We start from the raw sequence: 23825 nt of genomic DNA on the forward strand, positions 1-23825 counted from the left end.
TCTCTGACGAGTGGGATTATTGCTATTTGAACTACAGGAAACCCGACTACGGCTAAGGTCAGGGTTTCTGTCGCTTCTTCAAAATTGTTCTGAGCCTCGACATTGTAGCATACTAACCGACATTCTGCACATCTCCATATACTTTTACAAATTTTTACATTCCCTGGGATGTTTTGACAAAAAATCTTCACTGTAGAAACCACTGAACCCAATAAATTAGTAAAAATTATTAATTGAATATTAAGAAGTGCAGAAAGTGTGACATTTAAAGATATGATTGCGCGAAACCAGCAGAGCAGAGCTTAGGATGCCACACCCCATAAACGTTTATTGCAGATGTCTATTGACAATTACTACCTTGGTCAGGTACGATTAGATGTCTGGTCGTAATAGCTGAAGGGGTGACAACGAGGTTGAAATTTAAGTGAGGTGGGGGAAAAATTTCCTCACTGTGAGCCATCAAATTAATCGACTTACTCGGCAAAAACCAAATTCCCTCGTTATCTTTTGGCGAAAGTCTCAAGCTTTTTCCCTAAACCCGACACTCTACACCCTGTTTCACTTTCCATCTGCTTGTCACCCCGTCAGTCGCAATAATTATTCTTTTCCAAGTCGATTCTAACAATATGGACTTTCAAGATAAAAAGAACTTATCCGAAAACGACCAGTCAATTCAAACTAGAGTTTTTAAAGCTCTTAGTGAAGCTAAAGAAAAATTAAAAGCTTTCGAGTCTCAACAAAGGGAACCCTTAGCTATCGTGGGTTTAGGTTGTCGTTTCGGTCATAATATTGCGACACCTGAATCCTTCTGGTCTTTCCTGAAAGCGGGTAAAAATCACCTCAGAGAAATACCTAAGGAGCGCTGGAACCAGCAGGATTTTTATGATTCAGATCGGAATAAAGTGGGTAAAATCTATGTTTCTCAGGGGGGGTTTCTCGATGATGTCTCCCAGTTTGATGCCCATTTTTTCGGAATTGCTCCCAAGGAAGCCGTCGCTATGGATCCTCAGCAAAGATTGCTTTTAGAGGTAGCCTATGAAGCTTTGGAAAATGCAGGAATGGCAACAACGACGGCTAGAAGGGGAAAAACAGGGGTTTTTATCGGGATTACTAACAATGACTATGCCCGTATTGTTACCTCAAATGAGGACTATAATGCCATCGGAGCCTATCATATTTCGGGCAATCATACTAACGCGGCAGCTGGGCGTATTTCTTACCTTTTAAATCTTAATGGTCCGAGTTTGGCAGTAGATACCGCTTGCTCTTCCTCCTTAGTCGCTGTTCATCTCGCTTGCCGTTCCTTACGTTCCCAAGAATGCAGACAAGCTTTAGTCGGAGGAGTGAACTTAGTTTTAACTCCAGAAGTCGTCATCGCCTTGTGCCGCAATCAGATGTTGGCCCCAGATGGCCAATGCAAAACCTTTGACGAAAGTGCCGATGGGTTTGGAATCGGCGAAGGTTGCGGAGTCATCGTCTTAAAAAGACTCAGTGACGCTCTTGAAGATGGTGATCACATTTGGGCCGTGATTCGAGGGACCGCAGTCAACAACGATGGAGCCAGTGGCGGCTTTACCGTTCCTAATGGGCCCGTACAGAGCGAATTAATCAGAGAAGCTCTAGCTGACGCTCGTTTAGATGCCGAGGCTATCGATTATGTTGAAGCTCACGGTACAGGAACATCTTTGGGAGATCCCATCGAAATTAAAGCCATAGCCGAGGCATTATGCGTCAATCGTCGCAAATCTAACCCTTTATTAGTCGGTTCTCTCAAAACTAATTTAGGTCATCTGGCGGCGGCGGCGGGAATTTCAGGATTAATTAAAACCGCATTATCGCTACACTACCGTGAAATTCCGGCTCATCTAAACCTTAAAAAACCCAATCCTCATATTAATTGGGATGCCTTGCCGATTAGTATCGTTACGCAAAATTGTCCTTGGAATGTTAATAATGGCAAGCTCAAAGCGGCTGGAGTCAGTTCTTTTGGAGCATCGGGAACCAACGCTCATGTTATTTTAAGTGAACCGCCTCAACCGCAACCCCAAACCCCAAAAATATCCCCCATTCTCGTTACTTTCTCGGCTAAAGAACCCGAACGTTTACGTCTTTTTACGACTCAATTTGTCGATGAGCTTGAGCAGAAAACAGATCTCAGCGTCAAGGACATTGCTCTATCTTTAAATACTGGTCGTTTTCCCCATAAACATCGTCTCGCTCTTTTAGTTTCTAATCAAGAGAATCTGCATCAAGGAATTCAGGCTTTTCTCAATAGCAATGGGGATGAAAAGCAATTTCAAAATATTCAAAATAATAGCTTCGACATCATTTATGGAGAAGCGCAAAGCCATCCTAAAGTTGCTTTTCTCTGCAATTACGAGGAAGAAATTAGTCCAGAAATCATTGAAACCCTGCTCAATAATGAGCCAATATTTTATGATGCTTTTAGGCACTGTGATCATCTGTTTAAAAAATATTTAGAATTTTCTCTTCAGGAATTATTGTCATCTAAAAAAGCCTTAGAGCCTCAGATTCCTTTGTCTGTACAACCGGTATTATTTGCCTATCAATATGCTCTTTGTGAACTCTGGAAATCGTGGGGAATTTCTCCTTCTGCGATTTTAGGTTCTGGATTAGGGGAATATCTCGCCGCTCAACAAGCGGGCGTTTTTTCCCTTGAAGATACCGTCAAGCTGGTGGCGAAACGCGCTAAAATTAGCCCACAAAACCCCAACTCAGAAGACCTTTTATCCTTGCTCAAAAGCACCCCAGAAGTCGATTCTAACTCTCCCGATATTACCCTAATTTATCAGGGTGAAGTTGTGAAAAAATCTCTCACAAATTTGGTGAATAGAGGGGAAAAGATTAGGCAGAAATCCGACGAAATCGCCCAGGGAATTTCTACTCTGCATCAAATGGGCTATCAAATCTTCCTAGAAATGGGAATCGGTGCCAATCTCATTAATATAGGTCGTCAAAAGTTAGGGGTAAATTCAATTCTATGGTTATCTAGTTTAGGGGAAGATTGTCACAGTGACCACCATGAGCAAAGGGTACTAGGTCAACTCTATGTGAGAGGATTTAATATTAACTGGGAAGCCTTTCATCGCTCACATCCAGGGCAAAAAATTAGTTTACCTAATTCGCCTTTTATCCGCAAACGCTACTGGATAAATTCTGGCAATAAATCAGAGTCTTCTAGCTATAAAAACCCTAATTATTACTCTGGACATCCCTTACTAGGCGAGCATTTTTCTTCTCCCTTAGCTCTGCTTCAATATCGAGGGAGCATTAGTCAACATAAACCTGCATTTTTAGGAGAACATCAGGTTTTTGAGCAGGCCATATTGCCAGCATCTGCCTTAATAGAAATGGCTTTAGCTGCCGGGGAGAATCAAAAAGTTATTTTAGAAAATGTTGAATTTAAGAAGGCATTAATTTTAAAAGATACGGAAGACACATTACAGTTAATCATTGAGCAAAAAAGCTTTAAAATTTACCATGCACTTGAGCCAAATTGGGAAGTATTAGTTACTGGAACAATTGAGGAATTGAAATCAACTAATTTAACCCATTGTGATTTAGAAGAAATCGCCAAAAATTGTCCTGAAGAAGTCGATATCAACTCCTTTTATGAAACTTATCAAAAATCAGGGATAAATTACGGGAGTAACTTTCGGCTCATTCATCAACTGAAGCGGGGGGAAAATACAGCTTTTGCTCAAATCAAATTAACCGATAGGTTAGAGCGGGAAAAATATCATTTTCATCCTGCTATGTTAGATGCTTGTTTTCAAGGTATTGCTGCCATTTTATTTAAAGAAGAATCCTCAGTAACTTATGTTCCTGTTCGTCTTGGGCAATTGGCATTTTTCCACCCTCCTGATGAGCAGGTAATCAGCGCGGTTCGACTGAAAAACTCCTCCCCTAACCCTAACATTATCATCGCTGATATTGATATCTATTCCCTCCAGGGTCAACCCTTAGCATCCCTCACCAACTTAGAACTAAAAGCCGTTCAATCCCAAGAGATTATCCCCCAAGAAATCCCCCCTCAAATCTATCTAGAAGAATGGATACCTTGCGAGGAATTATTAGGGAATGGCAGAGACACTTTAGTAGCTCCCCAGGTGATTAAAAATCAAATTCACCCCGCACAGTTAGAACAACAACTAGGGGAAAAATTGGCGCAATATGAGCGCTTAATGGCAGCTTTGGAAAAGTTAAGCGTTGTCTATATCTGGGAAGCCTTAACAAAACTTAATGGACAGCCAAAATTAGGTCAAACTTATTCCGAAGCACAGATAGCAAATCAAGGTCAAATTGTCGATTTTTACCGACCTTTATTATCTCGATGTTTAAGCATTTTAGCTGAAGAAAAAATCGTTAATCAGACAAAAGATGGCTGGTTATTCGTCAAAGAATTAGAAGCACCTTCATCGCCATCGCAAATTAAAATTCTCCGCCAAGAATTTGCCGATTATCCAGCAGAAATTAGTCTAATGGAGCGTTGTGGCTCTGCTTTAGCCGAAGTCATGAGTCGTCAAGTTGATCCCTTAGAATTACTCTTTCCTCAAGGGGATTTAGAAGCGATCGCATCAATTTATTCGGAAGCCGCCGGAGCTAAATTGATGAATCAGTTAGTCGCCACCACAATCAGCCGTGCTATTGCAAATTTCCCCCCCTATTATCCCCTAAGAATTCTCGAAATTGGAGGAGGCACAGGAGCCGCTACTGCTGGCCTTTTACCTCACTTACCCAAAGAACATATCGAATATGTATTCACCGATATTTCCTCTAGTTTCTTAACAAGAGCCAAGGAAAATTTTAGAAACTATCCCTTTATTAAATATCAAACTTTAGACATTGAAAAAAATCCCTTTACTCAGGATTTTCTCCCTGGCAGTTTTGACATAATCATTGCCGCTAATGTTCTTCATGCCACAGCCAACCTTCAAAAAACCCTTGAAAATGTGCGCTCTCTCATCGCTCCCAAGGGACTACTAATCCTCTTAGAAAGTACAGGGGCAAGACGTTGGGTAGATTTAACCTTTGGCTTGACAGAAGGATGGTGGTTATGTAGTCAAGATCTGCGGCGGAATGGTTATCCGTTAATCAGCACAAAAGATTGGCAAAATTTACTGATTGAGAATCAATTTGAAGACATTAATATTATCGAACCAAGCCAAGCAAAAACCCGAAATTTATTAAAACAAAGTGTCATTATTGGTAGAAGCAGTGAGCAATTACCTTCTCTGCCAGCAAAATCTTACTCTCATCAAATAATCTGGGCAGATAGTCAAGGAATTGCTAACGGTTTAATCCCTCTATTCCAACAGAGAGGAATAAGTTGTTCTTGCGTCTTTACCCAAGATATTAACCTGGAGATTGCTGAAGATTACCTATCAATATTGAGAAACTCGATAACTTCAGAAACTCGTCAAATACTGTACTTCTGGGGCTTAGAAAACATCCCCGAAGAAATTGATCAACAAGTCGAGATTCATTGTCAACGATTTCTCTTTTTCTTACAAGCATTATTGCAGCAAGAAAACCCACCAGCTCTGGTTTTAGTGACTCAAGGAGCAGTACCAGCAAAAGCCTTTAAACCCCTAACCTCTCCCTCTCAAGCCTCCTTATTAGGAATAGCCTTCAGCCTAGTCTTAGAACATCCTGAACTTAATTTTAAGGCGATTGACCTAGATCCAGATGAAGTAAACGCAGCCGACAAACTGCTGCAAGAAATCTACAGTAATCCCCAAGAAAACCGGGTTGCTTTGCGGGGGGAACAGCGTTTTTATCCTCGTTTGGTGCAGAGAAAACTTGAAGATGGAAAGATCAATTTTAGTCCTGATGCCTATTATTTAATCACAGGAGGCACAGGGGGGTTAGGATTAGCAACAACCCGATGGATGATTGAAAAAGGGGCGCGGAATCTAGTTTTGTGTAGTCGTCGAGGGGCAGAAGGAATTAGCCCTGAAATATTAGCAAATTTCTCCTCTAGTGGGGCAGAAGTTACCCTTAAAAAACTTGATATTACCGATGCTGAAAAACTGCACGCCGTCCTAGAAGAATGCCGTTCTAAATATCCTATACGGGGCATTTTTCACATTGCTGGAACCTTAGACGATACAACCTTATTAAGACTAACACCAGAGAGCTTTAATTATGTTTTAGCTCCCAAAGTTAAAGGAACTTGGTTGCTTCATCAACTCACCCTAAATGACCCATTGGAATTCTTTGTCTGTTATACTTCTGCTGTATCTTTAATTGGCTCGGCAGGACAAGCTAATGCTGCGGCAGCTAATGCCTTTGAAGACGCTTTTATCTATTATCGTCAGGCGCATCATTTACCCGGAACGGTCATAAATTGGGGTCCTTGGAGCGAAATAGGTGCAGCAGTAGATCGCAATGTTTTGGAGAGATTAGCCGCTAAAGGATATGGGGCTATGAAACCCGATTTAGCCCTTAATGCTCTCGAAAAAATTCTCCTAAATCAGATTATTCGCGCTGGTGTAATTAATATTGACTGGCAACAATTTCCTTATATTCATCAAAGCTTTTATAAAAACTTTCTGCCTCAAGGAAAACCCCAAGCTGCCCCCTCATCTGAGTTTTTAAAACAATGGCAAAATTTAACCTTAAAAGAGCGTACTAATTGGCTAACTAATCATATCATTATGCGTGTTTCTACTGTCTTAGGACGCTCAAATGATGAAACTTTTTCCCCTCAACAAGGCTTTTTTGATTTGGGGATGGACTCTCTCACTTCTACAGAGTTACGAAATCTGTTACAAACTGACTTTAATTGTTCTCTCCCTTCGACAATTACTTTTCGTTTTCCGAATGTTGAAGTCTTAGCTAATTATTTACAGCGAGAAGTTCTAGATAATTGTCAACCGGTATTTACCCCTCAAATAAAAGCAGAAATTTCTCAAAAACCGCCAGAAAAATCACAACTCGATGATGATCCTATTGTTATTGTCGGCATGGCTTGTCGATTCCCCGGCGGTGCTAAGAATTTACAATCTTTCTGGGAACTTTTAGAACAGGGAAAAGATGCTATAACAGAAATCCCTCAAGATCGCTGGGATCAGGAAACATGGTATGATCCTAATCCCGATGTCCCAGGCAAAATATACGCTCCTTACGGTGCATTTCTAGAACAAATTGAGGAATTTGATGGAGAATTTTTTGGCATTATTCCTAGAGAATCTGTCGCCATGGATCCTCAGCAGCGTTTACTCTTGGAAACTACTTGGCAAGCTTTAGAATCTGCTGGACAAAATCCCCAAAAATTACGCAACAGTCAGACGGGAGTTTTTATCGGTTGCATGACTCAAGATTATGCCCAATTAAGTTATTCTCCTCAAGCCATTAATGCTTATACTGGTTCAGGAACTTCTGTTAGTATGGCGGCGGGTCGTCTTTCTTATGTTCTTGGTTTACAGGGTCCATCAATGACTATTGACACCGCTTGTTCCTCCTCATTAGTAGCGATTCATTTAGCTTATAATGCCTTACTTAATGGTGAGTGCGATCTGGCTTTAGCTGGAGGGGTTAATATTATTTTAACTCCCATTATTTCTTTAATCGAAAGTCGCGCCCATATGCTTGCCCCTGATGGACATTGCAAAACCTTTGATGAGAGCGCAAATGGCATGGTGCGAGGAGAAGGCTGTGGAATAGTTGTTCTGAAAAGATTGAGCCAAGCAGTTAAGAATGGAGACCAAATTTTAGCGAAAATTTATGGCACAGCCGTCAATCATGATGGTCCAAGTAGTGGGCTAACTGTTCCTAATGGTCAAGCTCAAGAAAAATTATTACATCAAGCCCTTAAAAGTGCTAATCTCAAGCCTGAACAAATCGATTATATTGAAGCTCACGGCACTGGAACAGCCCTTGGTGATCCCATTGAATTAGAAAGTATGTCCGCCGTTTTTGGTCAACGCTCCCCTAATCGGCCTTTAATTATTGGTTCAGTAAAAACGAATTTAGGCCATTTAGAAGGTGCTGCCGGAATTGCTGGATTAATTAAAACAGTTCTAGCTTTACAACACCATAAAATACCTCCTCATCTTCACTTTAAAAATCCTAATCCCCGCTTTGATTGGAGTTCTCATATTTTTGAAGTTCCTGTACAAGGAAAACCTTGGCATATCAGCGAACGTTCAAGGATTGCTGGAGTAAGTTCCTTTGGATTTAGTGGAACGAATGCTCATATCATTGTTGGGGAAATTGACGCTGATTTACCTCAACCTTCGGAGAATAATTTTTATCTATTACCCCTTTCGGCTCGTTCTGAAAAATCGCTGCAAGAGTTAGCGAGAAATTATCAAGATATTTTGACTGAGTCTATCAATTTAGCTGATGTTTGTTTTACCGCCAGTACAGGGCGGGGGATTTTTCCGCAACGAATCTGTATTTTAGCAGACTCAATAACGACGGCACAACGAGCATTAATTGATTACCAAGATGGTGAAGATTCTGACTCATTAATCCGACCGATTTTATCAGAGACTCCGCCAAAGATAGCTTTCCTCTTTTCTGGACAAGGCTCTCAATATTCTGGCATGGGAGAAACTCTTTATAACCGAGAAGTTGTTTTTAAGGAAACATTAGATCTTTGTGATCAAATTTTAGAACCCCTTTTAGAAAAATCTCTCCTAGATTTAATCTTTCAAGAGCAAAATAGCCAGTTATTAGAGGAAACCCAAATCACTCAGCCGGTGATTTTTTCCCTTGAATATGCACTCGCCAAATTATGGCAATCTTGGGGAATACAACCTTCAGCCCTTTTAGGACATAGTATCGGGGAATATGTGGCGGCTTGTTGGGCAGGAGTCTTTTCTTTAGAAGATGCCTTAAAATTAGTGACTCAACGGGGTAAATTAATGGGAAAATTGCCCCAGAATGGCAGTATGTCCGCTATTTATGCTGATTATGAGACGGTAGCAAACGCTCTAACTTCTTATGAAAATCAAGTTAATATTGCTTCAGCCAATGGCTCAATTACTGTCATTTCTGGATTTAAAGAGATTGTTGAGCAACTCGAAAAAGAATTTATTGATCAAGGGCATAAAACTAAACGTTTAGCGGTATCTCATGCTTTTCATTCGCCTTTAATGCAGCCCATTCTTGATGATTTTTCCCAGGTCTTAAAAACAATTTCTTTTCATGAACCTAGCTTAACGATTATTAGTAATCTGACAGGGAAAGCTGTAGGTTCAGAAATTACAACTCCTGATTATTGGGTAGATCATCTGCGTAATACTGTACAGTTTAGTCAAGGATTTCAGTCTTTAATTGATCAGGGTTATCGTTGTTTTCTAGAAGTCGGTTCTAAGCCTGTATTACTGAGTATGGCTCGCCTTATTGCTGCCAACCAGTATCTATTATGGTTGCCTAGTATTGTACCCGGGCAGGATGAACAGGCACAAATGTATAGAAGTTTAGCGACACTTTTTGTTAATGGTTATTCTGTAGACTGGACTAAAGTATTTAAACAAGGTAAGCGAATTAGTTTACCGACTTATCCCTTTCAAAGAGAACGGTATTGGCTATCTAATTCGGAATTTTCTCTAGGGCAAATCAAGACTCAGTTACATCCTTTCATTAGAGATTTTAAAAAGTTAGCAACGGGAGACATGATCTTTGAAGGTGAGGTGAGTTCTCTTAACCCTAGTTATTTAGAAGAACATAAGGTATTTGAAAACATTGTATTTCCAGCTACCGGTTTTATTGAAGCCATTTTAGCCGCAAGTCAGAAAATATTTAATGGGCATTTTGTCACCCTTGAAAATGTCTCTATCCATCAGGGATTAATCTTATCTCCAACTCCCTCAATAATCCAAATAATTTTTAAACCTAAAAAATCATCTCAACTGATTTATACTTTTGAGATATTTAGCAGTGATTCTGCACAAGAACAATGGCTTCTTCATGTTACAGGTGAAGTCAAACCTAAGGATATACAAAGCTTGGCTGCCTCAGAATTAACCCAAACTAAATTAGAAAGGGAAAACCCTAAAGAATCGATTTCTATTCGTGAATTCTATCAGCTTTATCAGCAGATGGGTATCAGGTATGGGGAGCAGTTTAAAGCGATTCAAGAGTTATATTCTTTCAAAAAAGGCTCTCAAGCTAAAATTAGTATTAACCCCAGTTTAGCAGATCGGCGTTATTATTTTCATCCAGTTCTTTTGGATGCTTGCTTACAGAGTATTGGGGCAGCTTTCCCCGAAATTCATGGTCAAGAATTGCATCTACCTTATGGATTCTCTTCCTTGGAAATATTCCTAAATCCAACTTCGCAAGTTTGGACAAAAGTTCAGGTCATCTCAGATACTAATGGTGAAATGAGAGTAAATGTTAATATTTATAATGAACAAGAACAGCTTTGCGCTCGCTTTACTGACTTAACAGCCCGGCGCATAAATCCAGCTATTTTACAGAGTTTATGGCAAGAAAAGTCAAATAATTGCTTTTATAAAGTGGAATGGAAAAAACTTTCTTCAATGCCAACTGTTGCCGTTGATCCTCAAAATTCTTGGTTAGTCTTGGTTCGTCCAGAAACAGACTTAAATTCCCTAATTAATTTATACAAAAAGGCAGGAGAAAAAGTAATTACTGTAGAAATGGGGCAGAATTATCAATGTCATTCTCAAGATTCTTTTGTCATCAATGCCGCTCAGAAATCTGATTTTCAGCGTCTCTATCAAGAAGCTTATCCATCTGGAGAATTTCCGACTGGTGTTGTTTTTTGTTGGGAATCTTCAGAAGCTGAAGATGTTCTAGATACGGTATATCAGAGTTCTCATGCCGTCTTAAATTTAGTGCAAACCCTCACTAATAACTGGGAGAAATTACCCCATTTATGGCTGATTACTCGCGGGGCTAATAAGATGATCAATGATACGGCTTTATCTCCTCAACAGTCTCATTTATGGGGATTAGGAGCAGTCATTAATCAAGAGTATCCTAAAATGGGTTGTGTTTGTTTAGATTTACCAATCCATAAAGAAGCTAATGAAGCTGAACTTTTATTCAATGAATTAAAGTGTTTCCCCCATGAATTCCGTTTGGCTTTACGTCAAGGAAACCGCTACGCAGCCAGGTTAGTTTCTGCATCTCTTCCTATCTCAGAAAAACGACAGTTTATTAATCAGTCAGGGGCTTATTTAATCACGGGAGGGGGAGGAAAACTGGGCGGATTAGTGGCTCAATGGTTATCAGAAATGGGAGCAAGTCACTTAGTTTTGTGTAGTCGCCATGTTAAATCTTCAACAGAATTGATAGCTTCATTAGTGAAAAAAGGAACAAAAGTAACCTTGATTGAAGCTGATATTACTTCCCCCACAGATATGAAAAATTTATTCTCTCGTTTTGGCGCAGACTTGCCCGTCTTACGAGGAATAATTCACGCGGCAGCGGTCTTAGAAGATGGGCTGATCAGTAATCAAAGTTGGCAAAAATATCAAAAGGTAATCAGTCCAAAAGTAGCAGGAACTTTATTATTAGATCGTTATACTCGCTCTCTATCTTTAGACTTTTTCGTAAGCTTTTCTTCTGCGGCTGTTATCCTTGGTTCACCGGGTCAAAGTAATTATGCGGCGGCTAATGCTTTCATGGATGCTCTAATGCAGCAACGGCAAAGTTTAGGATTACCTGGTATTAGTATCAATTGGGGAGCTTGGGAGACGAGCAACCAAATTGATCAACAACGTTTCGCTAATTGGGGTTTGCAGATGATGCCTTCTGAGCAAGCGTTTCAATATCTCAACCAGATAATTTTAGGTGAAATTAACCCAGGGATAGTTATCGATATTAATTGGTCGATTTTTAATCAAACTTTCAATATTAATCAACCCTTCTTTAGCGAGGTATTAACCCTAAAAAATCAAAAACAAACAAGTCCAGCAAAACTATTAGAACGATTAAAATCTGTCTCTATAGACGAACGAATAAACGCTTTAGTAGAAGGACTGGAGAAAATATTAAGAGAAGTGACAGGGTTAAATGAGAATAAGGTTATTCCTCAACAAACATCATTCTTAGACTTAGGTTTAAACTCTCTAATGGTCATAGAATTTAAAAATCGCTTAGAAAGAGATTTAGGGTGTAAATTGCCATCCTCGATCATTTTCGATTATCCTAATCTTCTCAGCTTAAGTACCTATTTAAGGGAAGAAATTCTAGCCAATCATCTCGATTTTGAGATTAAAATAAATCCAATTCCTGACAATCATAATCCCTACGACAGCCTCAGTGAAGACGAACTGGCAAGATTACTTAATCAAAAATTAACGGAGCTTGATCAATATGGAGGTTAAACTTTAAAAATAATGTTTCAAAAGCCATGAGATGTGGTAGGATAGGTAGATGAACATGAGTAAGCTTAACTCTCTGGAGTTAAATTTGGGTTTATATTTACTGATAGCACAGCATCCTAATTTATGTTTAACGGCGTATAAATTTAGAAATTATAGAGAATAGGGCATGGTTGAGAGTATAGATTACAAAAAATTAATGGCAACGACCTTAAGCAAAATGGAGGTCATGCAGGCTCGTATCAATGAATTAGAGACGAGACAAAGTGAAGCTATTGCGGTGGTTGGGATGGCTTGTCGTTTTCCTGGAGGTATTAATTCCCCAGAAAAATATTGGAGTTTTTGTCAAGCCGGGCTTGATGCTATAGTAGAAGTCCCTAAAAGCCGTTGGGATATCTCAGAACTGTATTCTCAAGAACCAACTTTAGGAAAAATGAACACCGCTTATGGGGGATTTCTTCAAGAGAATATCACAGAATTTGATGCCCGTTTCTTTTCGATTTCAGCAAGAGAAGCAGCCTCCATGGATCCTCAACAAAGGTTACTCTTAGAAGTTGCTTGGGAAGCGTTAGAAAATGCCAATTTACCTCTGAAAAATTTAGCCGATAATAAAGTAGGGGTATTTGTGGGGATTACTAGCATTGATCATGCCCTGAAGGTTTACGGCACTAACTATGATCAAATTGACTCTTTTTTTGGCACCGGCAATGCTCTAAGCGCAGCCGCCGGAAGGCTATCTTATTTTCTCAATCTTCACGGTCCTTGTCTCTCGATTGATGCAGCCTGTGCATCCTCATTAGTAGCCGTCCATCAGGGGATTCGTAGCCTGAGAAATCGTGAATGTGAACTCGCTTTAGTGGGTGGGGTAAACCTCATTTTAGAACCCGCAATTACGATTAGTCTTTCTCAGTCGGGAATGATGTCCCCCGATGGGCGTTGCAAAACCTTCGATGCCTCTGCTAACGGATATGTGCGAGGGGAAGGCTGTGGGGTTTTAATCTTAAAAACTTTATCAGAAGCCCAGAAAAACGGGGATCACATTCTTGCCCTGTTGCGAGGTTCGGCGGTGAATCATAATGGGGCTGCTGCCGGTTTAACCGTACCCAGTGGACCCGCCCAGCAAGAATTGCTCCGTCAAGCTCTAGCTGATGCCAGAATAGTCCCTGAAGATGTCAGCTACATAGAAGCTCATGGCACAGGCACTTCTTTAGGAGATCCCATCGAATTGAATGCCATTGCCTCAGTTTATGGAAAGCGCTCCGACCCCCTTTATGTCGCCTCAGTCAAAACCAATATCGGTCATCTTGAAGCCGCAGCTGGCATGGCTGGAATAATCAAAACAATTCTGATTCTTCAACAGGGTGAAATCCCCTCCCATCTTCACTTCCAAAGCCCTAATCCTCTGATTAATTGGGAAGATCATCCTATTAAAATTCCTACTCAAAATATACCTTGGCCGAATAACAATAAAGTCCCTATAGCTGGGGTAAGTTCTTTTGGTTTTTCAGGCACAAATGCCCATGTCATTGTTCAACAGGCACCCGTCAGCAAAATCTCAGAAATTCAACAACAAATTCCCAGTCATCTCTTAACCCTTTCAGCCCACAACAAAACCGCTTTAAAAGAATTAGCCACACGCTTCCATACCCTCCTAGAATCTCATCCTGAAATTGGAGATATTTGTTATAGTGCAGCTGTCGGAAGGATAGATTTACCTGAACGTTTAGCCATTGTTGGCGATACTTGTCCAGAATTACAACAAAGATTAACCGCTTTTGCTGAAGAAAAACCACTTGATGATTTGACTTTTTATCAACGTTTTACATCGGAAAAATCCCCTAAAATTGTTTTTCTTTTTACAGGGCAAGGGGCTTGTTATCCCGGCATGGGGCATCAACTCTATCAAACCCAGCCGACATTTCGTCAATATATTGATCAATGTGCCGAAATATTAGCGAAGTATTTAGACCATCCTTTAACTGAAATATTATTTGGTGAACAGACCGATTTACTCAATCAAACTGCTTACGCTCAACCGGCTATATTCGCCCTAGAATATTCCCTAACAATGCTATGGAAATCTTGGGGAATTACCCCCAGTTTACTGATTGGCCATAGTGTGGGAGAATATGTAGCAGCTTGTATCGCAGGAGTATTTAGCTTAGAAGCTGGACTCGCCTTAGTTGTCAAACGGGGGCAATTAATGCAAACCACGACCTCTGGGAAAATGGCTTCAATTTTTGCTGATGAAGAGACAGTAATTTCCCTAATTAAAAATTATACTCAAACAGTTTCAATAGCTGCCATTAATCACCCTCAACAGATTGTTATTGCTGGAGAAAGTGCCAGCATTGAGGAAGTTATTAGCACCTGCAAAAAGCAAAAAATTCCCGCTCAATATCTTCCCGTTACTCAGGCTTTTCATTCCCCTTTAATGGAGCCAATTTTAAAAGAATTTGAAAAAGAGGCTCGTCAAATTTCTTATCAACGCCCCCAAATTCTCTTACTTTCAGGACTTGATGGAGAGGTTTTAGAAAATGCACCAGATGCCACTTACTGGAGCAAACAATGCCGAGAACCAGTAAGATTTTTGTCGAGTTTAATAACCGCTTTCAACAAGGGATATAACCTATTTTTAGAAGTGGGACCAAGACCAATACTAGCAGAACAAGGTCGTCGTTATAAAGATGAGTTCATCTGGTTAAGTTCCCTCAATCGTGGCTTAGATAACTGGCAGACAATTCTTTCAGCCTTGGGACAACTCTACCTAAATGGCGCACCTTTCAATCCAGAACAATTCAATCGAAATTATGGCTATAAAAAAGTCAGATTGCCGAACTATCCCTTTCAAAGGAAACCTTTCCAATTTCAGCCTAATCCTCGAACAGAAAATCAGAGCATTGACAAAATATTCCTAGACGCACAAACCTCTAACCTTACCGATACCGAAACCACAGTTTTCAATATGCAAAAACATCAACAGGAAATCCGTAATCAATTAAAATCAATTTTGGCTTTACTTCTGAAAGAAGATGAGAACGAACTGCCGGAGGATGAGACATTACTAAACTTAGGAGCAGACTCAATTATCTTGACTGACTTTTCTCGCAAAATTGAAGAAAAATTTCAAGTCAAAGTGAAAATAGATCAACTCTTTACCGATTTACAAACTCTTGTTGATATCGCCGAATACCTCTGCCAATTTGTCAAAGAAAAACCCTTAGAAAATGCTTCAGAAATAACAGCTAAAGTTATCGATGACGAGACAGAATTAAGCAATTATCTGCAAGTCATTGATCAATTGCAACCCATCGCTACAGCCTATATCATCAAGGCTTTAGAGTCCTTAGGGAAAAAACTTAATCAAGGGGAACAATGGACAATAGAAACCCTAAGACAAACCTTACCTGTTGCCCCCAAATATCACATTTTGCTCAATCGTTATTTGCAGGATTTAGAGCAAGCTAATATTCTTCACAATCAAGGGAATATTTGGACTGTCAAAAACTTGCCTGAGTCTTTTTCCTTGCCCCAAGCCCTACAAAAGCTAGAAAAAACTTGTCCATCTGCAAAACCTGAATTAGAAATGTTGCAACGCTGCGGCGAAAATTTAGCAGAAGTTCTCAAGGGAAATATGGACCCCTTGACATTAATTTTCCCAGAAGGTTCCGTTGCTCATGCAGAAAGTATTTATGGCAATTCTCCCGTATCTCGATTGATGAATCAACGAGTTGCCCAAGCTATTAACCAGATTTTAACGAACTTTTCTAATAGTGATCGCCCCTATCAAATTCTCGAAATAGGAGGAGGAACTGGTGCCACTTCAGAAGCAATTCTTCACCACTTAAACCTCGATCATGTCACTTATTCTTTTAGCGAAGTTTCTCCCTTCTTACTGCATCAAGCTAGGCAAAAATTTCAGAAAAAATATAACCTAAACTTTCATCAACTAGACATTGAAAAGTCCCCCATTTCTCAGGGGATACCTGCCCATAATTATCATATTGTTGTGGCCGCTAACGTCCTTCATGCGACCCGAAATATTACAGAAACTCTAACCCATATTCGGGAACTTCTGCGCCCCGGCGGTTACTTAGTTCTCCTCGAAACCGTAGAAAATAACTCATGGCTGAATTTAACCTTTGGATTAACCCCCGGATGGTGGCGCTTTCAGGATCAAGAATTACGCTCAGACACTCCCTTATTAAGGGGTGAAAATTGGTGTTCCGTTTTAAAAAGTTGTGGGTTTGCTACGGCGAATAGTTTCTCTAAACAAAACAATATTCCCATTAACAATGGCCAAGAATTAATTCTTGCTTGTGTGCCAGATGAACCCCTCTCAATTCCTGCAAGGACTAAGCTTACTGTCTCCGGTGAAAGCTCCGGTAAAGAAGCCTTAATGATGGCTCAATTACAATCTTTAAAAGACCTAAAAGACCTCCATGAGAAAACCATTATCAAGCAATTAGAAGTTCTTCAAACTGCCACCGTCTCCCCCAGTATAGCCCCCGAAATATTAACGAATCAGACTCAAATCATTCCTGCCCAAAGCTCTAAAATAGAAACTTACCCGCCGGTTTCTCAAGAGAAGCCCAAATCTCCTGAGAAACCTAGTTCTCCCAATTTAAACCCCTTAGCCTTAAAGCTCACTGAGAACAAATCCTTAACCGAACAACAACAAGCCTTTATTCAAAATTTACAGAGTATTTATAACCAGAAAACCGCCAAATCAAAAGCCTATTCACAAAATAGCCGTAAGACAATGGTGGATGTTAAACCGACCATTGACTTCCGCATGGCCTTAAAAGAATTTCAATATCCCATTGTTTCAGAATCTGCTCAAGGGGCTTATTTTAAGGACATTGATGGCAATAATTACATTGACTTAGCTATGGGGTTTGGGGTTAACTTTTTTGGGCATAGTCCGGATTTTGTCATTGAAGCGGTTCAAGAACAAATGAACCGAGGAATAGGTTTAGGAATGCAGTCAAATCTGGCTGCCGAAACCGCCGCTTTAATTAGTGAAATGGGTCGAGTCGAAAGAGTCGCTTTTAGTAATACGGGAACCGAGGCGATTATGGCCGCTGTTCGCATTGCTCGCTCTCGTACAAAACGTCAAAAAATCGTTATGTTCGCCGGCTCCTACCATGGAACTTTTGACGGCATCTTAGCACGAGTAGGAGAAGATAAAACCACGACTCAACCCTTAAGTTTAGGCACTCCTTTAGGAATGGTTGAAGACATAATAGTCTTGAGTTATGGAGTTGAAGAAAGCCTCGATATTATTGCTACTCATGCTGATGATTTAGCCGCCGTATTAGTCGAACCAGTTCAAAGTCGCAAACCCGATTTACAGCCTCAAGAATTTCTGCAAAAACTACGACAAATAACCCATAAAAAAGGGATCACACTCATTTTTGATGAAATTATTACCGGCTTTCGGATTGCTCCGGGAGGAGCGCAAGAATGGTTCAATGTTGAAGCTGATATAGTCATTTATGGTAAGGCCATTGGAGGAGGTTTACCAATTAGTATGATCTGCGGTAAAGCAGATTTCTTAGATACCGTTGACGGCGGTTTCTGGCAATACGGAGATGACTCTCATCCCCAAACCGAGTTAACCGCTTTTGGGGGAACTTTTTGTCGTCATCCTTTAGCCCTTGCTGCTTGTCGTGCTGTGCTTTTACATCTTCAAGAAAACAGTCCAACGATTCAAGAAAAAGTGAATCAATTAACTCATCGATTAGCCACCGAAGTCAATCAGTTTTTTCAAGAAATAGGCATTCCGATTCGGGTTGTTAATTTTGGATCTTTATTCCGCTTTGAACCCTTTGGAGCTTATAGTATCTTCTTACAACCCATCGAATTACCCCTCTTTTATTACCTATTAAATCTTCAAGGAATCTACACATGGGAAAAACGAGTTTGTTTTCTCTCCACCTGCCATACTAATGAAGATATAGACAAAGTTATAGTAGCCGTCAAAGAAGCGATTACGGAATTGCAGCAAGCTGGTTTTTTTGCTAATGCTAAACGCCCCCAAGTCAAGAAAGAAGAAAAAAAGCCCCTCTCTGAAGATGAAGATGGTAGGGGACATCTACCATCTTTAAATCAGTCCTTTCCCACCAGTGAAGCTCAACGTCAACTTTGGTTATTAGCTGAATTAGACCGTAATGCTTCAGCATCCTATAACGTCACAACATCTCTAGAATTACTAGGTTCTTTAGATGTTTACATTTTAGAAAAAACGATTAATCAAGTTATTAATCGCCATGAAGCTTTGCGAACCAAAATTATAGAACAAGGAGAATTACAGGAAGTTGTCAATGAAGTTAAAATTAAATTAAACCTCATTGATTTGAAGGATGAAGATAATCCCGAAGCGACGGCCTTAGCGTTACGATCTCAGTTTTCCCAAAAACCCTTTGACCTGTCGATTGCTCCTTTATTTGCTGTGATTTTAATGCGCTTAAAATCTGACCATTATCTGCTCTCTTTAAAAACTCATCATATTGTGGCAGATGGTTGGTCACTAGGATTAATTTTGCAGGAAATTGGTCAACTTTATTCATCCCCAAATAACACAACTAAAGAGGTTCTCACACCACCGATGCAGTTTCGGCAATATTTAACCTTGCGAGCGCAAGAGACGCAAAGTCCGCAAATGTTAGAGCATCGGGATTTTTGGTTGAAAACCTATCAGGAAGAGCTGCCAACCTTTGAGCTTCCCACCGACTTTCCCCGTCCCGCCGTTAAAACCTACACTGGCGGCCAAGAAAGTCAAGTCATTCCCTCGGAAGTTGGGCAAAATTTGCAGAAAGTAGGACGCAAAAATAAAGCTACATTATTTATGACGATGTTCGCCGCTTATACTGCTTTTTTGCGTCGAATTTCTGGCCATAAGGATTTAGTCATTGGTATTCCTATTTCTGGGCGACAAATAGAAGGTAGTGACAACTTAGTAGGCTTTTGTTCTCAATTTTTACCCCTGCGGATACAAGTCGATGCTACCACCTCTTTTATTGAACATTTACAACACACTAAACAAACCCTGATCGACGCTTTTCGCCATCAGAGTTATACTTTAGAGGATTTATTAGCAGCTTTACAATTACCTAGAGATTTTTCTCGTTCTCCTCTCATTTCGGTATCTTTTAACATGGATCCTAGTTTAACTCTGCCTGAGTTTAAAGACTTAAAAGTATCCTTGCCACCGTCACCGATTGCTTACACCCCTTTTGATCTAGGATTTAACTTAATTGAACTTAATGATAACCTCATTATTTACTGCAATTACAATACAGAACTCTTTAAAAAAGAGACAATTAAACAATTTATTGAAAGCTTTGAAATTTTGCTGAGGGGAATCATTGAGGATGCTAATCATCTTCTTTATCAGTTACCTTTATTAACCCCAGTCCAACAAGAGAAGTTACTCAGACAATTAACCGGAAAAACTCGCAAACTCCCTGAGAAAGCCACCATCATTGATGACTTTGTAGCTCAAGTTAAATTAACCCCTAATGCTCCCGCCCTAATTGCGGGAAAAATTAGCCTTAGCTATCAAGAATTAAATGAAAAAGTCAATCGTCTTACCCATTATTTACAGCAGGAATATCAGCTAGGTGTAGGAAAAGTGATTGGGGTCATGCTCCAGCGTAATCACAACTTAATCATCGGGATTCTGGCTACCTTTAAAACTGGAGCGACTTACGTTCCTATAGACTCTCAATATCCTCACAGTCGCATTGAGTTTATTTTAAAAGATAGTGGCTGTCATGTTTGCCTAACGGAGAGTAATTTTATCTCTAAGTTACCTGAAAAAATGGAAAAAATTTGCTTAGATAAAATTGATCCTATTGTTGAAAAATATGACAAAGATGAGCCTAAAATATTTCGCAATTCTAGCCAAACTGCTTATATTTTTTACACTTCAGGATCAACTGGTAATCCTAAAGGAGTCATGGGCCGTCACATCTCAATTTTGAATGTTATTCAAAGCTTACGACTTACCTTTGATTTAGATAAACATCCTGAATGGCGCTATATTTTCACAGCTGCTGTTACTCATGATCCATCTATTCGTAATATTTTTCTCCCCTTAACCATAGGTGCATCCCTATATATGTACGAAATAAAATATATAGGACATTTGGTTTCTTTCCTACAGGAAAATCAAATTAATGCCCTACACACCACCCCATCTATCTATCGAGAAATCTTGGGGCTACTTGAACCAGGAGAAACCATTTCCAGCTTAAAATATATCTCGGTAGGAGGGGAAAAATTAGATCGGGAAACTGCCTTAGCTTTGCGGAAACGTTTTCCAGCAGAAATTATTAGCAATGTCTACGGATCTACAGAAACTTGTGTGGGAGTATCCCAGTATGAAATCAAGGAAAACTTAGACAGCGAAATCCCCCTCGGTCAAGTTTTCCATAACAATCGCTTAGGGGTTCTTGATGAATTTAATAATCCCGTTCCCCTCCATGTAATCGGCGAAATTTGTGTAGAAGGTGCCGCCCTAGCATCGGGTTATCATAACCAACCCGAAATGACTCAAGAAAAATTTAAACCTAGCTTTCTTGATGAGACACAAACTCTCTTTAGAACCGGCGATTTAGGCAAGCAAACTGCTCCGGGTATCATTGAGTTTATGGGACGAAAAGATAATCAAGTTAAGGTCAATGGTTATCGAATTGACCCCGGAGAAATTGAATATCAATTGACTCGTTATGCTCCCATTGAAAGAGCGATTGTTTTACCCGTTCAAGTTAATAATCAAACTCAATTATCTGCTTACTGTCAAACAGACAAAACTCTAGAAATTGCTGAGATTCGAGAATTACTTGCCAAATTTTTACCAGTTTATATGATTCCGAGTTACTTTATTTTTTTAAAGCAATTCCCCTTAACTCGACATGGGAAACTTGACCTGCACTCCCTGAGAGAACTCAGAGAAACTGGTAAATCTCTGGTGAATTCTAATTATGTTGCACCCCGGAATTATTTAGAATCCAATCTCGTTAGTATCTGGGAAAAAATTCTCTCTAAACATCCTATCGGTATTTTTGATAACTTCTTTGAAATTGGCGGTCATTCTCTACTCTTATCAAGGGTTGTAACCCGGGTTCATAAAGAACTAAATGTATCCGTAAAATTGGCTGACTTCTTTAAAGTTCCAACCATTGCTGGATTGGCGACTTTAATCTCCCAGACTCAATACAATTATCAAGAACCCATTTCGGCAATTCCCCCCCAAAAATCCTATCCGATGTCTCATGGTCAGCGTCGTCTTTGGGCTTTAGAATTTCTAGCTCAAAATCATAATGCTTACGGAATGCCCAGTGCTTATCAATTCAAGGGCAATCTCAATATTGATGCTTTTGAAAATGCCTTTCAACAGTTAATTCAACGCCATGAAATTTTGCGAACCACCTTTACTTTAATCAATAATCAACCCCGTCAAGTTGTCCATAATCAAATGAACTTTGTCATTAAACAAATAGACCTGACAGCTTATGTTAGCACAGAACAAGAAAACTTGATCGAAGAAGCGATCAGCCATAATGCCAAAACGACTTTTGATTTAGAAGTCGGACCGTTACTTAAAGTTAACTTACTCAAACTAAGCCAAGAGAATTACATCGTCTTGTTTAATATGCACCATATCATTTCTGATGGTTGGTCAGCAGGGGTTTTAATTAAAGATTTCCTCAGCCATTATCACGCCTATGGACAAGAAAATTCCCAATTAATGCCCCCTCTCAGAATTCATTATAAAGACTATACTTCTTGGCAAGAAAGTCAATTAGAAACCTCGAAACTTCAAGATCAACGGGATTACTGGTTAGCTAAATTAACTCCTGTCCCTGTGCGTCTTAACTTACCTGTTGATTATCCGCGCCCACCTGTTAAAAGTTTTCAAGGAAATACAATTACATGGCAACCTGAACCCGAATTGATCGATACTTTTGAGAAGTTAATTAAAGCACAAGAAGCCAGTTTATTTATGGGTTTAGTTAGTTTGGTTAAGAGTTTTCTATTCCGTTATACTGAGCAAAATGAAATTACAATCGGCTCTGCTATCGCCGGCAGAAATCATCCTGATTTAGAAGATCAAATCGGATTTTATGTTAACACTCTCGTCCTGCGGGATCAGATAGCAGATCACGACAGTTTTACGGATGTCCTTAGCAAAGTAAAAACCACCACTTTAGAGGCTTATGATAATCAAGACTATCCCTTTGATCAGATAGTATCTGATTTGAATTTACAACGAGATCCTAGCCGGAATGCTCTCTTTGATGTGGCAATTGTCCTGCAAAATAATCAAAATATAGATCTGGCATTGAACGGAATTACAGTTAACTCCATTGACCCAAAAATGATTACCGCTAAATTTGATTTAGAATTTATCTTTGTTGAGGAAGAAGAACTTTATCTCAAGCTAATCTACAACACAGATATATTTATCCATGAGCGAATTTTATTGATCATAGATTTGTTCAAAAACTGGCTGGAGCAAGTTTTAAAATTTGCCCATGAACCTTTGATAAACTTATCCTTAGCTTCCTCAGAAAATCTTATTCAAGAGGGGCAGGAACTGTTCACAGAAGACTTTAATTTTTAGTCAACAGCGATTACACTAGCAGGATATTTTAATGAAGACAAAACTACCGATTCTTGGCGTTTTAGGTGGTATGGGACCAGTGGTTACTGCCGAATTTCTGAAGTCGATTTATGAATATAATCCTTTTATTGATAAGGAACAAGAAGCCCCTAATGTTATCGTTTTTTCCCTTCCCTCTGCACCTGATCGCACAGGTTCTATTGATAGTGGAAAAGAAAGAGAATTTATTGATTTTATTCAAGTCAATCTGGAACATCTCAATAAACTGGCTGATTGCATAGTCATTGGCTGTTGTACGGCTCATTATGCTCTACCTCAGATTCCCGAAAATCTGAAGGATAAACTTATTTCCTTAATTAAAATAGCGGACCAAGAACTCCAAGAATATAATAAACCTACCCTTTTACTTGCTAGTACAGGGACTTACCAGAAAAAATTATTTCATGAAGGCTGCACCACCGCAGATCTGATTATTTCTCTCTCAGAAATTGATCAAAAGTTGATTCATGAAATGATCTATAAAGTGCTAAAAAGAGGACAGGATCCGTTAAGTATTCTTAGGGATATAGAAGCATTATTAGAGAAATATAACACTCGCTCCTATATTTCTGGGTGTACCGAATTTCATCTCTTAACAAAATCTCTCAAACTCAAAGGAATTGACTCCATTAAAGCGATCGATCCTTTAAGTACCATCGCTCAAAACTTTTCTCAGTTAATCATCAAACAAGCTCAGGTAGATCTAGTGACCGACTGCCATCAGCCTTCAAACCCAAAAAGCCCTTGACCATCGCACCTCTATCAGGTACAATTCAAACTTGAGTTGATCACTTCTGACTTTTAACTTGTGCGTAGCGATATAC

General features: G+C 39.6%; 3 protein-coding genes. All 3 read left to right on the forward strand.

The features are described from left to right. Positions 1-626: 626 nt before the first annotated feature. The 3 genes from VL20_RS22890 to VL20_RS22900 all read left to right on the forward strand — a co-directional run bounded on the left by VL20_RS22890 (position 627) and on the right by VL20_RS22900 (position 23749). Positions 627-12332 carry a type I polyketide synthase gene (locus VL20_RS22890; RefSeq protein ID WP_052277920.1) on the forward strand — a complete coding sequence of 3902 codons (11706 nt, stop codon included), beginning with the start codon at positions 627-629 and terminating at the stop codon, positions 12330-12332. Positions 12333-12528: 196 nt separating this feature from the next. Further along, positions 12529-22962: a non-ribosomal peptide synthetase/type I polyketide synthase gene (locus tag VL20_RS22895; RefSeq protein ID WP_284525896.1), complete on the forward strand. Its 10434-nt coding sequence runs from the start codon at positions 12529-12531 to the stop codon at positions 22960-22962. A gap of 31 nt (positions 22963-22993) precedes the next feature. Further along, positions 22994-23749 (forward strand): aspartate/glutamate racemase family protein, encoded by a 756-nt coding sequence (locus VL20_RS22900; protein WP_052277922.1) that lies wholly within the window; start codon positions 22994-22996, stop codon positions 23747-23749. Positions 23750-23825 lie beyond the last annotated feature (76 nt).

It is taken from the genome of Microcystis panniformis FACHB-1757 (genome assembly GCF_001264245.1).
In the GTDB taxonomy this organism is placed as follows: Bacteria; Cyanobacteriota; Cyanobacteriia; order Cyanobacteriales; family Microcystaceae; genus Microcystis; species Microcystis panniformis.